The sequence below is a fragment of the Kitasatospora sp. RG8 genome (assembly GCF_017813315.1).
Taxonomy (GTDB): Bacteria; Actinomycetota; Actinomycetes; order Streptomycetales; family Streptomycetaceae; genus Kitasatospora.
In genome coordinates this window covers 192,653-207,254 of sequence record NZ_JAGIYX010000004.1, presented here as the reverse complement: position 1 = coordinate 207,254, position 14,602 = coordinate 192,653, and the positions used below count along the sequence as shown (strand labels likewise).

8 protein-coding genes are annotated in these 14,602 nt (G+C 72.7%); 4 read left to right on the top strand and 4 right to left on the bottom strand.

The genetic code is table 11. The annotated features are described in order from the left end of the window. Nucleotides 1-86: 86 nt before the first annotated feature. The 4 genes from J5Y04_RS08565 to J5Y04_RS08550 all read right to left on the bottom strand — a co-directional run bounded on the left by J5Y04_RS08565 (nucleotide 87) and on the right by J5Y04_RS08550 (nucleotide 5,763). Nucleotides 87-608: a GtrA family protein gene (locus tag J5Y04_RS08565; protein ID WP_209411245.1), complete on the bottom strand. Its 522-nt coding sequence runs from the start codon at nucleotides 606-608 to the stop codon at nucleotides 87-89. Nucleotides 609-674: 66 nt separating this feature from the next. Continuing rightward, nucleotides 675-2,120 carry a hypothetical protein gene (locus J5Y04_RS08560; protein WP_209411244.1) on the bottom strand — a complete coding sequence of 482 codons (1,446 nt, stop codon included), beginning with the start codon at nucleotides 2,118-2,120 and terminating at the stop codon, nucleotides 675-677. A gap of 291 nt (nucleotides 2,121-2,411) precedes the next feature. Next, complete coding sequence (gene lon / locus J5Y04_RS08555) at nucleotides 2,412-4,805, bottom strand: endopeptidase La (protein ID WP_209411243.1); 2,394 nt, start codon at nucleotides 4,803-4,805, stop codon at nucleotides 2,412-2,414. 154 nt (nucleotides 4,806-4,959) lie between these two features. Continuing rightward, nucleotides 4,960-5,763: a rhomboid-like protein gene (locus J5Y04_RS08550; RefSeq protein WP_209411242.1), complete on the bottom strand. Its 804-nt coding sequence runs from the start codon at nucleotides 5,761-5,763 to the stop codon at nucleotides 4,960-4,962. Between the two features lie 562 nt (nucleotides 5,764-6,325). Here J5Y04_RS08550 and J5Y04_RS08545 point away from each other — a divergent pair. The 4 genes from J5Y04_RS08545 to J5Y04_RS41480 all read left to right on the top strand — a co-directional run bounded on the left by J5Y04_RS08545 (nucleotide 6,326) and on the right by J5Y04_RS41480 (nucleotide 14,556). After that, nucleotides 6,326-7,063 (top strand): response regulator transcription factor, encoded by a 738-nt coding sequence (locus J5Y04_RS08545; RefSeq protein ID WP_209411241.1) that lies wholly within the window; start codon nucleotides 6,326-6,328, stop codon nucleotides 7,061-7,063. A gap of 114 nt (nucleotides 7,064-7,177) precedes the next feature. Beyond that, the gene (locus J5Y04_RS08540; protein ID WP_209411240.1) at nucleotides 7,178-8,308 is read left to right on the top strand and encodes an ATP-binding protein; all 1,131 of its coding nucleotides are present in this window, start codon (nucleotides 7,178-7,180) and stop codon (nucleotides 8,306-8,308) included. A gap of 280 nt (nucleotides 8,309-8,588) precedes the next feature. Beyond that, nucleotides 8,589-12,338: a multifunctional oxoglutarate decarboxylase/oxoglutarate dehydrogenase thiamine pyrophosphate-binding subunit/dihydrolipoyllysine-residue succinyltransferase subunit gene (locus J5Y04_RS08535; RefSeq protein ID WP_209411239.1), complete on the top strand. Its 3,750-nt coding sequence runs from the start codon at nucleotides 8,589-8,591 to the stop codon at nucleotides 12,336-12,338. A gap of 265 nt (nucleotides 12,339-12,603) precedes the next feature. After that, on the top strand, nucleotides 12,604-14,556 hold the full coding sequence (locus tag J5Y04_RS41480; RefSeq protein ID WP_245204471.1) for a protein kinase: 1,953 nt from the start codon (nucleotides 12,604-12,606) through the stop codon (nucleotides 14,554-14,556). Nucleotides 14,557-14,602 lie beyond the last annotated feature (46 nt).

Here is a 14,602-nt window from a genome sequence, read left to right as displayed (position 1 = left end):
CACCGTCGTCGAGACCGGTCGTCTGCAGCCTAACCGCGTTCGGCCGCCCGCTCCCGGCGGCCTCGGGAGGGCGGGCCCGCCGAGCCTCACGGGATGCGCTGCGGCTGCTCCGCGGGGGTGGCGGCGGGTTCGGCGAGGCGGGTGAAGACCCAGCGCTGCATGGCCCAGTAGCGGAAGAGCATCGCGATGAACGTGCCCACGACCATCCCGCTGAGGAAGTCGGCCACCTCCTGGGTGAAGGCGGTCACCTGGGGCTCGCGCAGGTCGAGCAGGTAGCGCGAAATGATCAGCGGGATGTCGTTGACGCCGATCGCCACCACGCTGACCAGCGCGAACAGCAGCGCCTCCCGGCGGCGGCCGGCCGCGCGGAAGGACCACTGGCGGTTGAGCACGTACGAGACCGCGGTGCCGACCACCGTCGCGACGGTCAGCGCCACCACCGGCTTCTGCTGCAGCACGGTGAATTTCAGCGAGAGGTTGAGCACCGTGGTCAGCGCGAAGCAGACACCGCCGACCAGCAGGAACTTCACCAGCCGGCGGTGCCTGAGCAGGAACGGGCGCAGCCCGGCCGGCACTCTGGCCAGGGCGCGCTGCGTGGGGGACGGCATCTTCGCAGTCTGACCACGGTGGCCGCGGGCCGCTACTCGTCGGCCGCCGCCCGCCCCGCGCGCGGGCTACTCGTCCGCGGTGATCCGCAGCACCCCGGTGGTGGTCCCCTGGTAGACGACCCCGCCGGGGGCGATCGAGCCGACCATCTGGAGGGTGTCGAAGACGAAGCCGGCCCCGGTGTACTTGGTGCGCACCACGGCGCCGGTGCGCGGGTCGACCTCCGCGTAGTAGTAGGGGTCGAGCACCGAGGTGGCATCGGTGCCCGGGATCACGGGGTTGCGCAGCACGGTGTGGATCAGCCCGTCGGCGGTGGAGAGCCGGGGGACGGCCGCGGAGCGCACCCTGTTGTCCCAGGCGAGATCGCAGCCGGAGCCGTCGGCGCGGACGTCGACCCGGCTGAGCCCGCCGCGGAACCGGTCGGACGACGGCACGCTCGGCCCGGCGTCGTCGGGCAGCTTCGGGTACGGGTACCCGTAGGTGGAGGCGACGAGGACGGTGTTGCCGGCCGCGACCGGGGAGTTCTCACTGCCGCTGCCGCCCGCCTTCAGCACCGGCACCGAGCAGACCTGCGAGCCGTCCGAGGCCCGGTAGACCAGGAGGTTCACAGTGGGCGCGGCGTTGTCGACGACGGTGACGTAGTCGGTGCCGGTGCGCGGCCCGAAGAAGGTGGGCGTCGAGCCGGTGCCCCAGCTGAGCTGGCCGGGCTTGCGGCCGGGCCCGCGGTCGTACGGGCGGCGCCAGGCGATCCGCGGCGTGCCGTCGGCCCCCGCCGTGAGCAGGTACGTGGCGTGGGTGGTGGCGACGGCGGTGCCCTCGGGGGCGGTGGAGATCGAGTTGGCGACCTTCTCCCCGGCGGGCAGCGCCAGGGCGCGGACGGTGCCGGTGCGGTCGTCGGCGGTGCCGACCACGCCGCCGCCGGTGGCGAACCACACCCGGCCCTGCCAGTCCGGCGAGACGCCGGTGACCGCGTCTCCGGCGGGCACCGCGCCGGCCAGCGACAGCGACCGGTCGACGTACAGCTCCCACCGCCCGGCCGCGTCCCGGCGGTGGCCGATCCGCAGCAGGTTGCGGTCGCCGTCGACGGCGACCAGGCGGTTCTCGTCGTCCAGGTAGGCGTAGACGCCACCGAGCAGGGAGCCCTTGGCGAGCGGCAGCTCGGCGACCGAGCCGCCGTCGGCCGGGTCGAGCAGGTGGACGGTCGGGGTGAGGCCGAAGATCGTGGTGCAGAGCGCGACGGGGTACCCGTCCGAGCCCACCAGCACGGTCGGGCAGGCGGACTGCAGCGCCACCCGGTCGGAGGCGAGCGGTCCGGCCTTCGGGCCGGGCAGCGGGGTCGCGTCCGAGGAGCCGGTGTCGCCGTGCATGGTGGCGGTGCCGTCCGGTCCCGCGTACGGGTTGTGCGGCGGCAGCGGCGCGTACGGGGTGTCGGCGTGGGCCGGGGTGCCGCCGGCGAGGGCCAGCAGGAGGGCCACCGGGAGTACGGCGGCGCGCGTGGGCAGCGCGAGGCGCATAGGGGTCCTGTCCCATCGGGTGAGAGGAGCGAACGGGCGTGACGGTGCACTCCACCCGGATCGGGGGTTCCCGGCGGGGGCGCCGGGCGGGTCACCGCGCGTCAGAGGACGCGGTGACAGATCGCCGAACATGCGCGGGCCAGGTCGACGTCCAGTCGACGGCTCAGGTGCGCATGGCGATTCACACCGTCAGACTGCCGCACTGACGGTCCGTCTCACAAGGCGCGTCTCACGGTACGGGAAAGGGCCCGGCGGGCAGTCCCCCTGCCCCGCCGGGCCCCTGAACAACCGTCAGGCGGCGACCAGCACCTCGGCCGGCTCCAGGGCCAGCTTCAGCACCTCCCGGACGTCCGCGACCGGGTGGACGGTGAGCCGCTCCAGCACCTCGGCCGGGACGTCGTCCAGGTCGGCCTCGTTCCGCTTGGGGATGATCACCGTGGTGACGCCCGCCCGGTCGGCGGCGAGCAGCTTCTGCTTCACCCCGCCGATCGGCAGCACCCGCCCGGTCAGCGACACCTCACCGGTCATCGCCACGTCGGTGCGCACCTTGCGGCCCGAGAGCAGCGAGGCCAGCGCGGTCGTCATGGTGATGCCGGCGCTCGGCCCGTCCTTGGGGACGGCCCCGGCGGGGACGTGCAGGTGCACGCCGCGGTCCCGCAGCGAGGTGACCGGCAGCTCCAGCTCGGCGCCGCGCGAGCGGAGGAAGGAGAGCGCGATGTGCGCGGACTCCTTCATCACGTCGCCCAGCTGCCCGGTGAGGGTGAGCCCGGTGCCGCCGGTCTCCGCGTCGGCGAGCGAGGCCTCGATGTAGAGGACGTCGCCGCCGGCGCCGGTCACCGCGAGGCCCGTCGCCACGCCGGGGACGGCGGTGCGCCGCTCGGCCGGCTCCTGGGCCGCCTCGGGGACGTGGTGCGGCCGGCCGATCAGGGCGCGCAGGTCGTCGGCGCCGATCGCGGCGGGCAGCTCGCGCTCGCCCAGCTCGCTCTGCGCGGCGATCTTGCGCAGCACCCGGGCGATCGAGCGTTCGAGGTTGCGGACGCCGGCCTCGCGGGTGTACTCGCCCGCCAGCCTGCGCAGCGCCTCCTCGTCGACCGCCACCTCCCCGCCCTTCAGGCCGGCCTTCTCCAGCTGGCGCGGGAGCAGGTGGTCGCGGGCGATGACGACCTTCTCGTCCTCGGTGTAACCGTCCAGGCGGACCAGCTCCATCCGGTCGAGCAGCGGCTCGGGGATGGCCTCCAGCACGTTGGCGGTGGCGAGGAAGACCACGTCGGAGAGGTCCAGCTCGACCTCCAGGTAGTGGTCGCGGAAGGTGTGGTTCTGCGCCGGGTCCAGGACCTCCAGCAGCGCCGCTGCAGGGTCCCCCCGGTAGTCGGAGCCGACCTTGTCGATCTCGTCGAGCAGGACGACCGGGTTCATCGAGCCGGCCTCCTTGATCGCCCGCACCAGCCGGCCGGGGAGCGCGCCGACGTAGGTGCGCCGGTGGCCGCGGATCTCCGCCTCGTCCCGGACGCCGCCCAACGCGACCCGGACGAACTTGCGGCCCATCGCGCGGGCCACCGACTCGCCGAGCGAGGTCTTGCCGACGCCAGGCGGGCCGACCAGTGCCAGCACCGCCCCTCCGCGCCGGCCGCCGACCAGGCCGAGCCCCTGGTCGGCCCGGCGCTTGCGCACCGCGAGGTACTCGACGATGCGGTCCTTCACGTCGGCCAGGCCGGAGTGGTCGGCGTCCAGCACCGCGCGGGCGCCGGCGATGTCGTAGGCGTCCTCGGTCCGCTCGCTCCAGGGCAGCTCCAGGACGGTGTCCAGCCAGGTGCGGATCCAGGAGCCCTCGGGCGACTGGTCGGAGGCGCGCTCCAGCTTGTCGACCTCCTTGAGCGCCGCCTCGCGCACCTTCTCCGGCAGGTCGGCCGCCTCGACCCGGGCGCGGTAGTCGCCCTCCTCGTCGGCCGGGTCGCCGTTCAGCTCGGCCAGCTCCTTGCGGACGGCCTCCAGCTGGCGCCTGAGCAGGAACTCCTTCTGCTGCTTGGCCACCCCCTCCTCGACGTCCTTGCGGATGGTGTCGTTGACCTCCTCCTCGGCGAGGTGCTCGCGCAGCAGCGTCAGCGCGTACTCCAGCCGGGCCACCTGGTCGGCCTCCAGCAGCACCTTGAGCTTCTGCTCGGCGGTGACGAAGGGGGCGTAGCCGATGTTGTCGGCGAGCTCGCCGACGCCCTCGATCTGGGCCACCCGGTCGACGACCTGCCAGGCGCCGCGCCTGCGCAGCCACTGGGTGGAGAGCGACTTGTACTCCTTGACCAGCTCGGCGGCGCGCCCGGCCACCGGGGTGCCGACCGAGGACTCCCGGAAACCCGTGGTCTCCACCCAGAGGGCGGCGCCGGGCCCGGTGGTGCCGACGCCGATCCGGACCCGGCGCACGGCACGCACCAGCGCCGCAGGGTCGCCGTCGGCCAGCCGGCCGACCTGCTCGACGGTGGCGAGGGTGCCGGCCGGCGCGTAGGAGCCGTCCACCCGCGGGACCAGCAGGACCTGGGGCTTCCCGGTGCCGGTGGCCGCGGCGCGCGCGGCCTCGACCGCGGCCCGCACCTCGGTGTCCTTGAGGTCCAGCGGGACGACCATGCCCGGGAGCACGACCTCGTCGTCGAGCGGCAGCACGGGCAGGGTGAGCGGTGTGGACGTCGATGCCATGATCTCTCCCCAGTCAGTGAAGTTGAGTTGACCTGACTAAGGTTTGGCGGGCACCGGTTGTTCCCCACGGCGCGTTCGCCGTGAGCGAACGGGAGCGGGCGGGAACGGCACGGGGAAGACCGCGGGAGGGCCCGTCAAAAACGCCCGGGCGGCGTCACATCCGGTCCAGCAGGGCGGCCCGGCCCGAGGCCGGGGCGGACGTCCCGGCCGGCCCGGCGGGCTCGGACCGGCGCCTCCCCGCGCGGCGGCCCGGCTCCGGGCGGCACAGGCGGCGGTCGGCGGTGCGCCGCAGCCGTCCCCAGAGCGCCACCCCGGCCAGCAGCGCCGCCGGGTGGCCGATGCCGGTCACCAGGTCCCGGTCGCCCGCGATCTGCTGGACGATCAGCGTGACCGCCAGGCCGAGCGCCAGCAGCCGCCCGCGCGGCCGCAACAGCCCGGCCAGCGCGCCGAGGCTGGCCAGGACGCCGTAGCTGACCCCGATGTCCAGGTGGTCCAGCGCCCCGGACGCCAGCCGCCCGTCGGCCACGGCGGCGATCACCACCGCCTGGGAGAGCAGCGTCGCGCCGACGTGCCCGGCCGCGAAGACGGCCGCCGCCCGGCCCGGACCGACCCGCCGCTCCAGCGGCGCGACCGTGAAGGCGAAGGCCCACAGGTAGGGCATCCAGATCGTCCCGGCCACCCAGAACCCGCTGAACAGCAGCGCGCGCAGCGGGTGCTGCAACAGGTTGTGCGCGTCCGAGCTGGACGCCTGCTGGAGCCGCAGCACCAGCCCCGGGTCGGCGAGCTTGGCGAAGGTGGTGGTGGCGCAGACCACCGCGAGGTAGCCGAGCGCGAAGGGGTTGCGCCGGGGCGTCGGCACCCGGGCCAGCAGCCAGTCGACCACCCAGACCCTCAGGCCGTGCCGGAGCATCCCGTAGGGCGGCCCGGCCCGGCCGGCACCACTGCGCAGACCCGCCATGCCGCCTCCGCTCCGACCCGCTGCATCCGGCCCCGTCCGGTGCTCAACGTACCGGCGCGCGCCGCAGATCCCACCCCCATGACTCTTGTCGTGACCACGTTACGTCGGGCTCCTGGGAGCCCGCTGGGAAATCCCCGTGAAGACCCTCTGACGGCCGGACGGCGGGAACACCCGGATTTGGTCCAGACCTTCACTCTGCTTACGCACGAGTAGCTGTCCTGACCGGCGGGTTGATGTCAAAAAGTCTGCGTACGTATCGTCACGGAGTGAAAAATCGCCGGGTAAGGTAGCGGCCCGTGCCCACTCCCGAGTGGGTCGGAGGGCGGCCCGAAAGCCGGCCCACGGGCCGGAAACGACCGGTCCACCTGCCGGGAAGCATCCGCGGTCCGTACGCTGCGAAGTGTGCGGAAACGGCGGGCAGTCCACACCTGCCCTCCGGTCCGCGCACACGAGGTAACGGGACGGCGGACCCGGCACAGTCCACGACGGAACAAGACTACGAGCGGAGCCCCGCCATCCCCACAGGTGGCCGGCCCGCAGCCCTGGGGGCGGTGGCGTGACCGTGACAGAAATTCAGCAGGACAACCAGAACAGCGGCGGCACGGTGAGCAGCCAGCGCAGAGTGCTGGTGGTGGAGGACGAGCCCACGATCGCCGAGTCGATCGCGGCCCGGCTGGGTGCGGAGGGCTTCAAGGTCGCCGTGGCCCACGACGGCCCCGGTGCCGTCGACGGCTTCCACACCTGGCAGCCCGACCTGGTCGTGCTCGACATCATGCTGCCCGGCTTCGACGGCCTCGAAGTGTGCCGCCGGATCCAGGCGCAGCGCCCGGTACCGGTCCTGATGCTGACCGCGCGCGACGACGAGACGGACCTGCTGGTCGGCCTCGGCGTCGGTGCGGACGACTACATGACCAAGCCCTTCTCCATGCGCGAGCTGGCGGCCCGGGTCAACGTGCTGCTGCGCCGCGTCGAGCGCGCCCAGCAGGCGGCCCGCACACCGGCGCTCGGCTCGCTGCGCTTCGGCGAGCTGGAGATCGACCACGTGCAGCGCCGGGTCCGGCTGGCCTCGGGCGACGTCCACCTGACGCCGACCGAGTTCGACCTGCTCGCCTGCCTGGCCGCCCAGCCGCGCGCGGTGCTCACCCGCGAACAGCTGCTGGCCGAGGTGTGGGACTGGACGGACGCGTCCGGCACCCGCACCGTCGACAGCCACGTCAAGGCGCTGCGCCGGAAGATCGGCGCCAGCTGGATCCGCACCGTCCACGGCGTCGGCTACGCGCTGGAAGCCCCGCTCTCCTAGCGGCGCCTCGGGCGACGGGCCTCCGGGGGGCCCGTGTCCCGAACCGCCGTGCCCACCCGCGCGGGCGAGCACCGCACGCGGGGAACCACAGCACGCGGGGATCACAGGGAACCAATGACCTTTCCACAGCAACGCAACGGGGACGCCGACGGCACCCGGCGGCCCACCCTGGCCGCCCGCGCCGCCCGCCGGGTCTGGGCCGACATCCGGCCGCTGGACCCGGTCCGTTCCATCAAGGGCAAACTCGCCCTCCTGGTGATCGTCTCGGTCTTCCTGGCCACCGGCATGGTGGTCGTGGCGATCCGTTCCGAGACGCAGATCCGGATCATCATGATCTTCTCGATGATCGCGTCACTGCTCTTCATGCAGTTCCTCGCGCACGGGCTGACCGCCCCGCTGCGCGACATGACCGCCGCCGCCCGCGCGATGGCCTCCGGCGACTACAGCCGCCGCGTCGAGGTGAACTCGCGCGACGAGATCGGCGAGCTGGCGGCCACCTTCAACCAGATGGCGGCCGACCTGGAGGCCGCCGACCGGCACCGCCGCGAGCTGGTCGCCAACGTCTCGCACGAGCTGCGCACGCCCATCGCCGCGCTGCGCGCCGTCCTGGAGAACGTGGTCGACGGCGTGGTCCAGCCGAACCCGGCGACCCTGGGTGCCGCGCTGGAGCAGACCGAACGGCTCGGCCGGCTGGTCACCCACCTGCTCGACCTCTCCAAGATCGACGACGGCGTGGTCGACCTGGACGCCCGGCCCTTCGAGGTCCGCGAGTTCCTGGACGGCGTGCTGCGCGGGGTCACCGTGGACGGCGCGACCGCCGGCGGGGCGTTCTCCCGGCGCGGGGACGTCCGACTGGCCCTGGAGGTCAGCCCGGCCGGCCTGACCGGCGTCGCGGACCCGGAGCGGCTCCACCAGGTGGTCGCCAACCTGGTCGACAACGCCTGCAAGCACTCCCCGCCCGGCGGCACCGTCACGGTCCGCGCGCGCCCGGGGGAGGCCCCCGGCGCCCTGCTGCTGGAGGTCGAGGACGAGGGGCCGGGCATCCCGCCGGCCGACCGCGGCCGGGTCTTCGAGCGGTTCAGCCGCAGCGGCACCGCCACCGCCCAGGGGCCCGGCTCCGACGGCGGCACCGGGCTGGGGCTGGCCATCGCCCGCTGGGCGGTGGACCTGCACGGCGGGCGGATCGAGGTGGCCGAGGCCGCCCGGGGCTGCCGGATCGAGGTACGGCTGCCCGGTCCGCGCTGACCCCCGGTTCAGAGCTGCATGTCACAGATCCGACACAGACGTATACGGATCTCGGGAAGCGATTATGTCCGGTTTCGCCCCATTATGGGGCCTGATCGGGGGTGATCGCTTCCCATCCGAAGCGGCTTTCTAACGCACATTTTCAGCCAAACTGCAGGTCAGGACTGTGATCTGGGCGACGCCTGAGCCCTGGGGACTGCGCGATCACTGGTCAGGGGCGTAGCCTTAATCCCCGCTGTCCAAACATCCCAAAAGGAAGCGGAAGAGGGCGGTTGCCGCCGTGTCGCCACAGTCCCAAGAAACCCCCAACAGCTCGGCAAGTTCCACTGGCTTCGGCCCCAATGAGTGGCTCGTCGACGAGATCTACCAGCAGTACCTCCAGGACCCGAACTCGGTCGACCGAGCCTGGTGGGACTTTTTCGCCGACTACAAGCCCGGTACCGAGGTGACCCCAGTGACCCAGGCCGCGACCCAGGTCGGCCCCACGCCGACCACCGTTGCCGCCCCCGCGCCCGCCGCTGCCGCTCCGGCCGCACCCGCCCCCGCCGCACCGGCCGCGCCAGCGGCCCCCGCGGCCCCGGCGGCCGCGCCGCTCGCCGCAGCCCCCGCCGCGCCCCCGGCGCCCAAGGCCGCCGCCCCGGCGCCTGCCGCGCCCGCCGACGGGACCGGCCCCGAGCTGATCCAGCTCCGCGGCCCGGCCAAGGCCGTCGCCACCAACATGGACGCCTCGCTGGAGGTGCCGACCGCGACGTCCGTCCGCGCGGTGCCCGCCAAGCTGCTGATCGACAACCGCATTGTCATCAACAACCACCTGCAGCGCGCCCGCGGTGGCAAGGTCTCCTTCACGCACCTGATCGGGTACGCCCTGGTCCAGGCCATCAAGGCCTCGCCGGGCATGAACCACAGCTACCAGGTGAAGGACGGCAAGTCCTACCTGGTCAAGCCCGAGCACGTGAACCTGGGCCTGGCCATCGACCTGGTGAAGCCCAACGGCGACCGCCAGCTCGTCGTCGCGGCCATCAAGAAGGCCGAGACGCTCGACTTCTTCGGCTTCTGGCAGGCCTACGAGGACATCGTCCGCCGGGCCCGCGCCAACAAGCTGACCATGGACGACTTCACCGGCGTCACGGTCTCGCTGACCAACCCCGGCGGCATCGGCACCGTGCACTCCGTGCCGCGCCTGATGCAGAACCAGGGCACCATCGTCGGCGTCGGCGCCATGGAGTACCCGGCCGAGTTCCAGGGCTCCGCCCCGGAGACCCTGTCCCGCCTGGGCGTCTCCAAGATCATGACGCTGACCTCGACCTACGACCACCGCGTCATCCAGGGCGCGGCGTCCGGCGAGTTCCTGCGCGAGATCCACCGTCTGCTGCTCGGCGAGAACGGCTTCTACGACGAGATCTTCGAGTCCCTGCGGATCCCGTACGAGCCGGTCCGCTGGGCCACCGACGTCGCCACCACCCACGACGACGAGGTCAACAAGACCGCGCGCGTCATCGAGCTGATCCACTCCTACCGGGTCCGCGGCCACCTCATGGCCGACACCGACCCGCTGGAGTACAAGCAGCGCAAGCACCCCGACCTGGACGTCACCACGCACGGCCTCACCCTGTGGGACCTGGAGCGCGAGTTCGCGGTCGGCGGCTTCGGCGGCCAGCGGATGATGAAGCTGCGCGACATCCTCGGCCTGCTGCGCAACACGTACTGCCGCACCGTCGGCATCGAGTACATGCACATCCAGGACCCGAAGCAGCGCAAGTGGCTGCAGGAGCGCCTGGAGAAGCCGTACACCAAGCCGGAGCGCGAGGAGCAGCTGCGGATCCTCCGCCGCCTGAACTCGGCCGAGGCCTTCGAGACCTTCCTGCAGACCAAGTACGTCGGGCAGAAGCGCTTCTCGCTGGAGGGCGGCGAGTCCCTCATCCCGCTGCTGGACGCCACCATCGACTCGGCGGCCGAGCACCGCCTGGACGAGGCCGTCATCGGCATGGCCCACCGCGGCCGCCTCAACGTGCTGGCCAACATCGTCGGCAAGCCGTACGGCAAGATCTTCGGCGAGTTCGAGGGCAACCTCGACCCGAAGTCGATGCACGGCTCCGGCGACGTGAAGTACCACCTCGGCTCCGAGGGCACCTTCACCGGCCTGGACGGCGAGACCATCAAGGTCTCGCTCGCCGCGAACCCCTCCCACCTGGAGGCCGTGGACCCGGTCGTCGAGGGCATCGCCCGCGCCAAGCAGGACATCCTGGACCAGGGCGGCACGACCTTCCCGGTCCTGCCGATCCAGATCCACGGCGACGCGGCCTTCGCCGGCCAGGGCGTCGTCGCGGAGACCCTGAACATGTCGCAGCTGCGCGGCTACCGCACCGGCGGCACCGTGCACGTCGTGGTGAACAACCAGGTCGGCTTCACCGCCGCCCCGGCGTCCTCGCGCTCCTCGATGTACTGCACCGACGTGGCCCGGATGATCGAGGCCCCGATCTTCCACGTGAACGGCGACGACCCGGAGGCCGTGGTCCGCGTCGCGCGGCTCGCCTTCGAGTTCCGCCAGGCGTTCCACAAGGACGTCGTGATCGACCTCATCTGCTACCGCCGCCGCGGTCACAACGAGGCCGACAACCCGTCGTTCACCCAGCCGCTGATGTACGACCTGATCGACAAGAAGCGCTCGGTGCGCAAGCTGTACACCGAGGGCCTGATCGGTCGCGGCGACATCACCATGGAAGAGGCGGAGCAGGCGCTCCAGGACTTCCAGGGCCAGCTGGAGAAGGTCTTCGCCGAGGTCCGCGACGCCGCCCAGGCGCCGGCGCCGACCGCCAACGGCAAGCCGCAGGCCGACTTCCCGGTCAACATCCAGACCGGCATCTCCCAGGAGATGGTCAAGCGGATCGCCGCCTCGCAGGTCAACCTGCCGGACTGGCTGACCGTCCACCCGCGTCTGCTGCCGCAGCTCCAGCGCCGCGCCTCCTCGGTCGAGGACAACACCATCGACTGGGCCATGGGCGAGACCCTCGCCATCGGCTCGCTGCTGATGGAGGGCCACCCGGTCCGCCTGGCCGGCCAGGACAGCCGCCGCGGCACCTTCGGCCAGCGGCACGCCGTCCTGATCGACCGCAACAGCGGCGAGGACTACACCCCGCTGCTGTACCTGACCGAGGACCAGGCCCGCTACACCGTGTACGACAGCCTGCTGTCCGAGTACGCGGCGATGGGCTTCGAGTACGGCTACTCGCTGACCCGCCCGAACGCGCTGGTCATGTGGGAGGCGCAGTTCGGCGACTTCGTCAACGGCGCGCAGACCATGGTGGACGAGTACATCGCCTCCGCCGAGCAGAAGTGGGGCCAGCACTCCGGCGTCACCCTGCTGCTGCCGCACGGCTACGAGGGCCAGGGCCCGGACCACTCGTCCGCCCGCCCGGAGCGCTTCCTGCAGATGTGCGCGCAGGACAACATGACGGTCGCGATGCCGACCCTGCCGTCGAACTACTTCCACCTGCTGCGCTGGCAGGCGCACAACCCGCACCACAAGCCGCTGATCGTCTTCACCCCGAAGTCGATGCTGCGTCTGAAGGCCGCGGCGAGTGCGACCGAGGAGTTCCTGTCCGGCTCGTTCCGCCCGGTCATCGGTGACAGCACCGTCGACCCGGCGAACGTCCGCAAGGTCGTCATCACCGCCGGCAAGTTCTACTACGACGTGGAGGCGGCCCGCACCGAGCGCGGCGTCACCGACACCGCGATCGTCCGGGTCGAGCGGCTCTACCCGCTGCCGGTGGCCGAGCTCCAGGAGGAGCTGGCCAAGTACGGCGACGACGTCCAGTTCGTCTGGGCGCAGGAGGAGCCGGCCAACCAGGGTGCCTGGCCGTTCATCGCGATGAACCTGGTCGACCACCTGCAGGTCGTCGTCGGCCGCAGCGCCAACGGCTCGCGGCTGCGCCGCGTCGCCCGCACGGCCTCCTCGGCCCCGGCGGTCGGCTCGGCCAAGCGCCACGCCGCCGAGCAGCAGGCGCTGCTGGAGGAGATCTTCACGATCTGACGCCCCGGCGTCCCGGCGCTCCGGCGCCCCGCTCCAAGGCCCCGGCCCCCCGTGCACACCGCGCGGGGGGCCGGGCCTTCGCGCTGCCCCGGGCTCCACGATGACGCCATGCCAAGGTCGCAGCTCTGCAACCAAAACGGCGCGGAAATGCGCGTTCGCCTGACGGGTCGATAGGTTATGCCTCGCCAGACCGCCGCCCGGGCAACCGTCATCGTGCCCGTCGGCCGGCCGAACGACCTCACCGCTCTCCCAGGGGGATCACCGCATGACCGCCGACGCACCACGGGACGCCGCCTCCGCACCGCTCCCGCCGGTCTTCCAGCCGCTCCACCCGGACGACCCGCGGGAGGTCGGCGGCTACCGGCTGTTCGCCCGGCTCGGCGCCGGCGGCATGGGCCGGGTCTACCTCTCGTACACCCCCGGCGGCCGGCCGGTGGCGCTCAAGGTGGTCCGCCCGGAGTTCGCCGAGGACGGCGAGTTCCGCCGCCGGTTCGCCCAGGAGGTCACCAACGCCCAGCGCATCCACGGGCTCTACACCGCGCAGGTGATCGACTCCGGCCTGGACGCGGACGCCCCCTGGCTGGTCACCGCGTACGTGCCGGGCCCGTCCCTCCAGCAGGTGGTGCGGGAGAACGGCGCGCTGCCGGTCCGCACCGTGCTGCTGCTGATGGGCGGCATCGCCGAGGCGCTCCAGGCGATCCACAGCGTCGAGGTGGTACACCGCGACCTCAAGCCGGCCAACGTGCTGGTGGCCGGCGACGGCCCGCGCGTGATCGACTTCGGCATCGCCCGGGCCGCCGACGCCACCGCGCTGACCGGCACCGGCTACCGGATCGGCTCGCCCGCCTTCATGTCCCCGGAGCAGGCCCAGGGCCGCACGGTCACCCCGGCCACCGACGTCTTCGCGCTCGGCGCGCTGGCCGCGTACGTGGCCGGCGGCGCCGCACCGTTCGGCGACGGCCCGGACACCGCGGTGCTCTACCGGGTGGTGCACGAGCAGCCCGAGCTGGACGCCGTCCCGGCCGACCTGCGCGAGCTGATCCTGCGCTGCCTGGCCAAGTCCCCCGAGGACCGGCCCAAGCCCGCCGAGATCATCGAGATCGCCCGCAACCACCCGTCGGTCGGCGGTCAGCTGCGGTTCACCGACGACTGGCTGCCCAAGCAGGTCAACACCGAGATCACCCGCCGCTCGGACCTGCCGAAGACCCCGCCCACCCCGCTGCCGGCCGCCCCGGCCACCGCGCCGGCCGCTCCCCCGGCCCCGGCCGGGCCGCCCACCGCTCCCCCGCAGCCGACCCACCCGGCGACCGCCGTCTCGTACCCTGCCCCGCAGCCGCCGGTCACCCCGCCGGCCGGCTTCACCCCGCCGCCGCTCGGCGCGTACGGCGCCCCGCAGCCCGCCACCGAGGCCCCGACCGGGCCGGTGCTGCCCTCGCCGCCGACCGTGCAGCTGCGCCAGGAGCCGCCGTCCTACGACACCCCGCCGCCCGGTCCGGTGGTGACGGACACCCCGGCGGCCGCGCCCGAGCCCAGGCGCAAGGGCGTCTCCTGGAAGGTCCTGCTGAGCGTCGCCCTGGTGATGGCGGTCGGCGGCACCGTCGGCGGGGTGGTGCTGGTGAAGCAGCTGGACGACAAGAAGGGCGACGACAAGGCGAACACCGCCCAGCAGAGCCCGGCGAACCAGCCCCAGCCCGCGCCCACCCAGAGCACGCCCGCCACGACCGCACCGTCGCAGACCGAGGAGCCGTCCCCCTCGCCGGCCGCGGCCACGAGCACCGGCTCGACGAAGTCCGCCTCGCCCACCTCCTCGCCCACCTCCCCGGCGGCCCGGCCGCCCAAGTACGTGGAGGTCTACAAGGACCAGGTGCTCACCATCCCGCCGAACGCCAACTACGAGTTCGACCTCAAGAACGGCAAGGTCGTCCCCACCGGCACCGCGGACTGGAAGGTCGGCACCTACGGCGCCGAGTTCCGGCTGAGCGACAAGAGCGACGCCTACATCGCCAAGGACAACAGCCCGATCACCCCGGAGTCCTGCGCGAACGGCATCGACCGCGAGCCGGCCGCCAACTTCAAGTTCGACAACCTCCCGGTGGACCGCCAGTTCTGCGTCCGCCAGCGGGCCAGCGGCTCGATCGTCGTGCTGAAGGTGGTCAAGCTCGGAGCCGTCGACGGGACGGCGACCTGCTCGCTCACCTACTACCGCAACGACGGCTGACCGCCCCGGACTATCCTGACCAGGTCGAATCCCCACCGGACCGGAG

Coding starts and splice junctions, on each gene's coding strand:
- J5Y04_RS08565 (WP_209411245.1), bottom strand. CDS start 608: ATGCCGTCCCCCACGCAGCGCGCCCTGGCCAGAGTGCCGGCCGGGCTG.
- J5Y04_RS08560 (WP_209411244.1), bottom strand. CDS start 2,120: ATGCGCCTCGCGCTGCCCACGCGCGCCGCCGTACTCCCGGTGGCCCTC.
- lon (WP_209411243.1), bottom strand. CDS start 4,805: ATGGCATCGACGTCCACACCGCTCACCCTGCCCGTGCTGCCGCTCGAC.
- J5Y04_RS08550 (WP_209411242.1), bottom strand. CDS start 5,763: ATGGCGGGTCTGCGCAGTGGTGCCGGCCGGGCCGGGCCGCCCTACGGG.
- J5Y04_RS08540 (WP_209411240.1), top strand. CDS start 7,178: ATGACCTTTCCACAGCAACGCAACGGGGACGCCGACGGCACCCGGCGG.
- J5Y04_RS41480 (WP_245204471.1), top strand. CDS start 12,604: ATGACCGCCGACGCACCACGGGACGCCGCCTCCGCACCGCTCCCGCCG.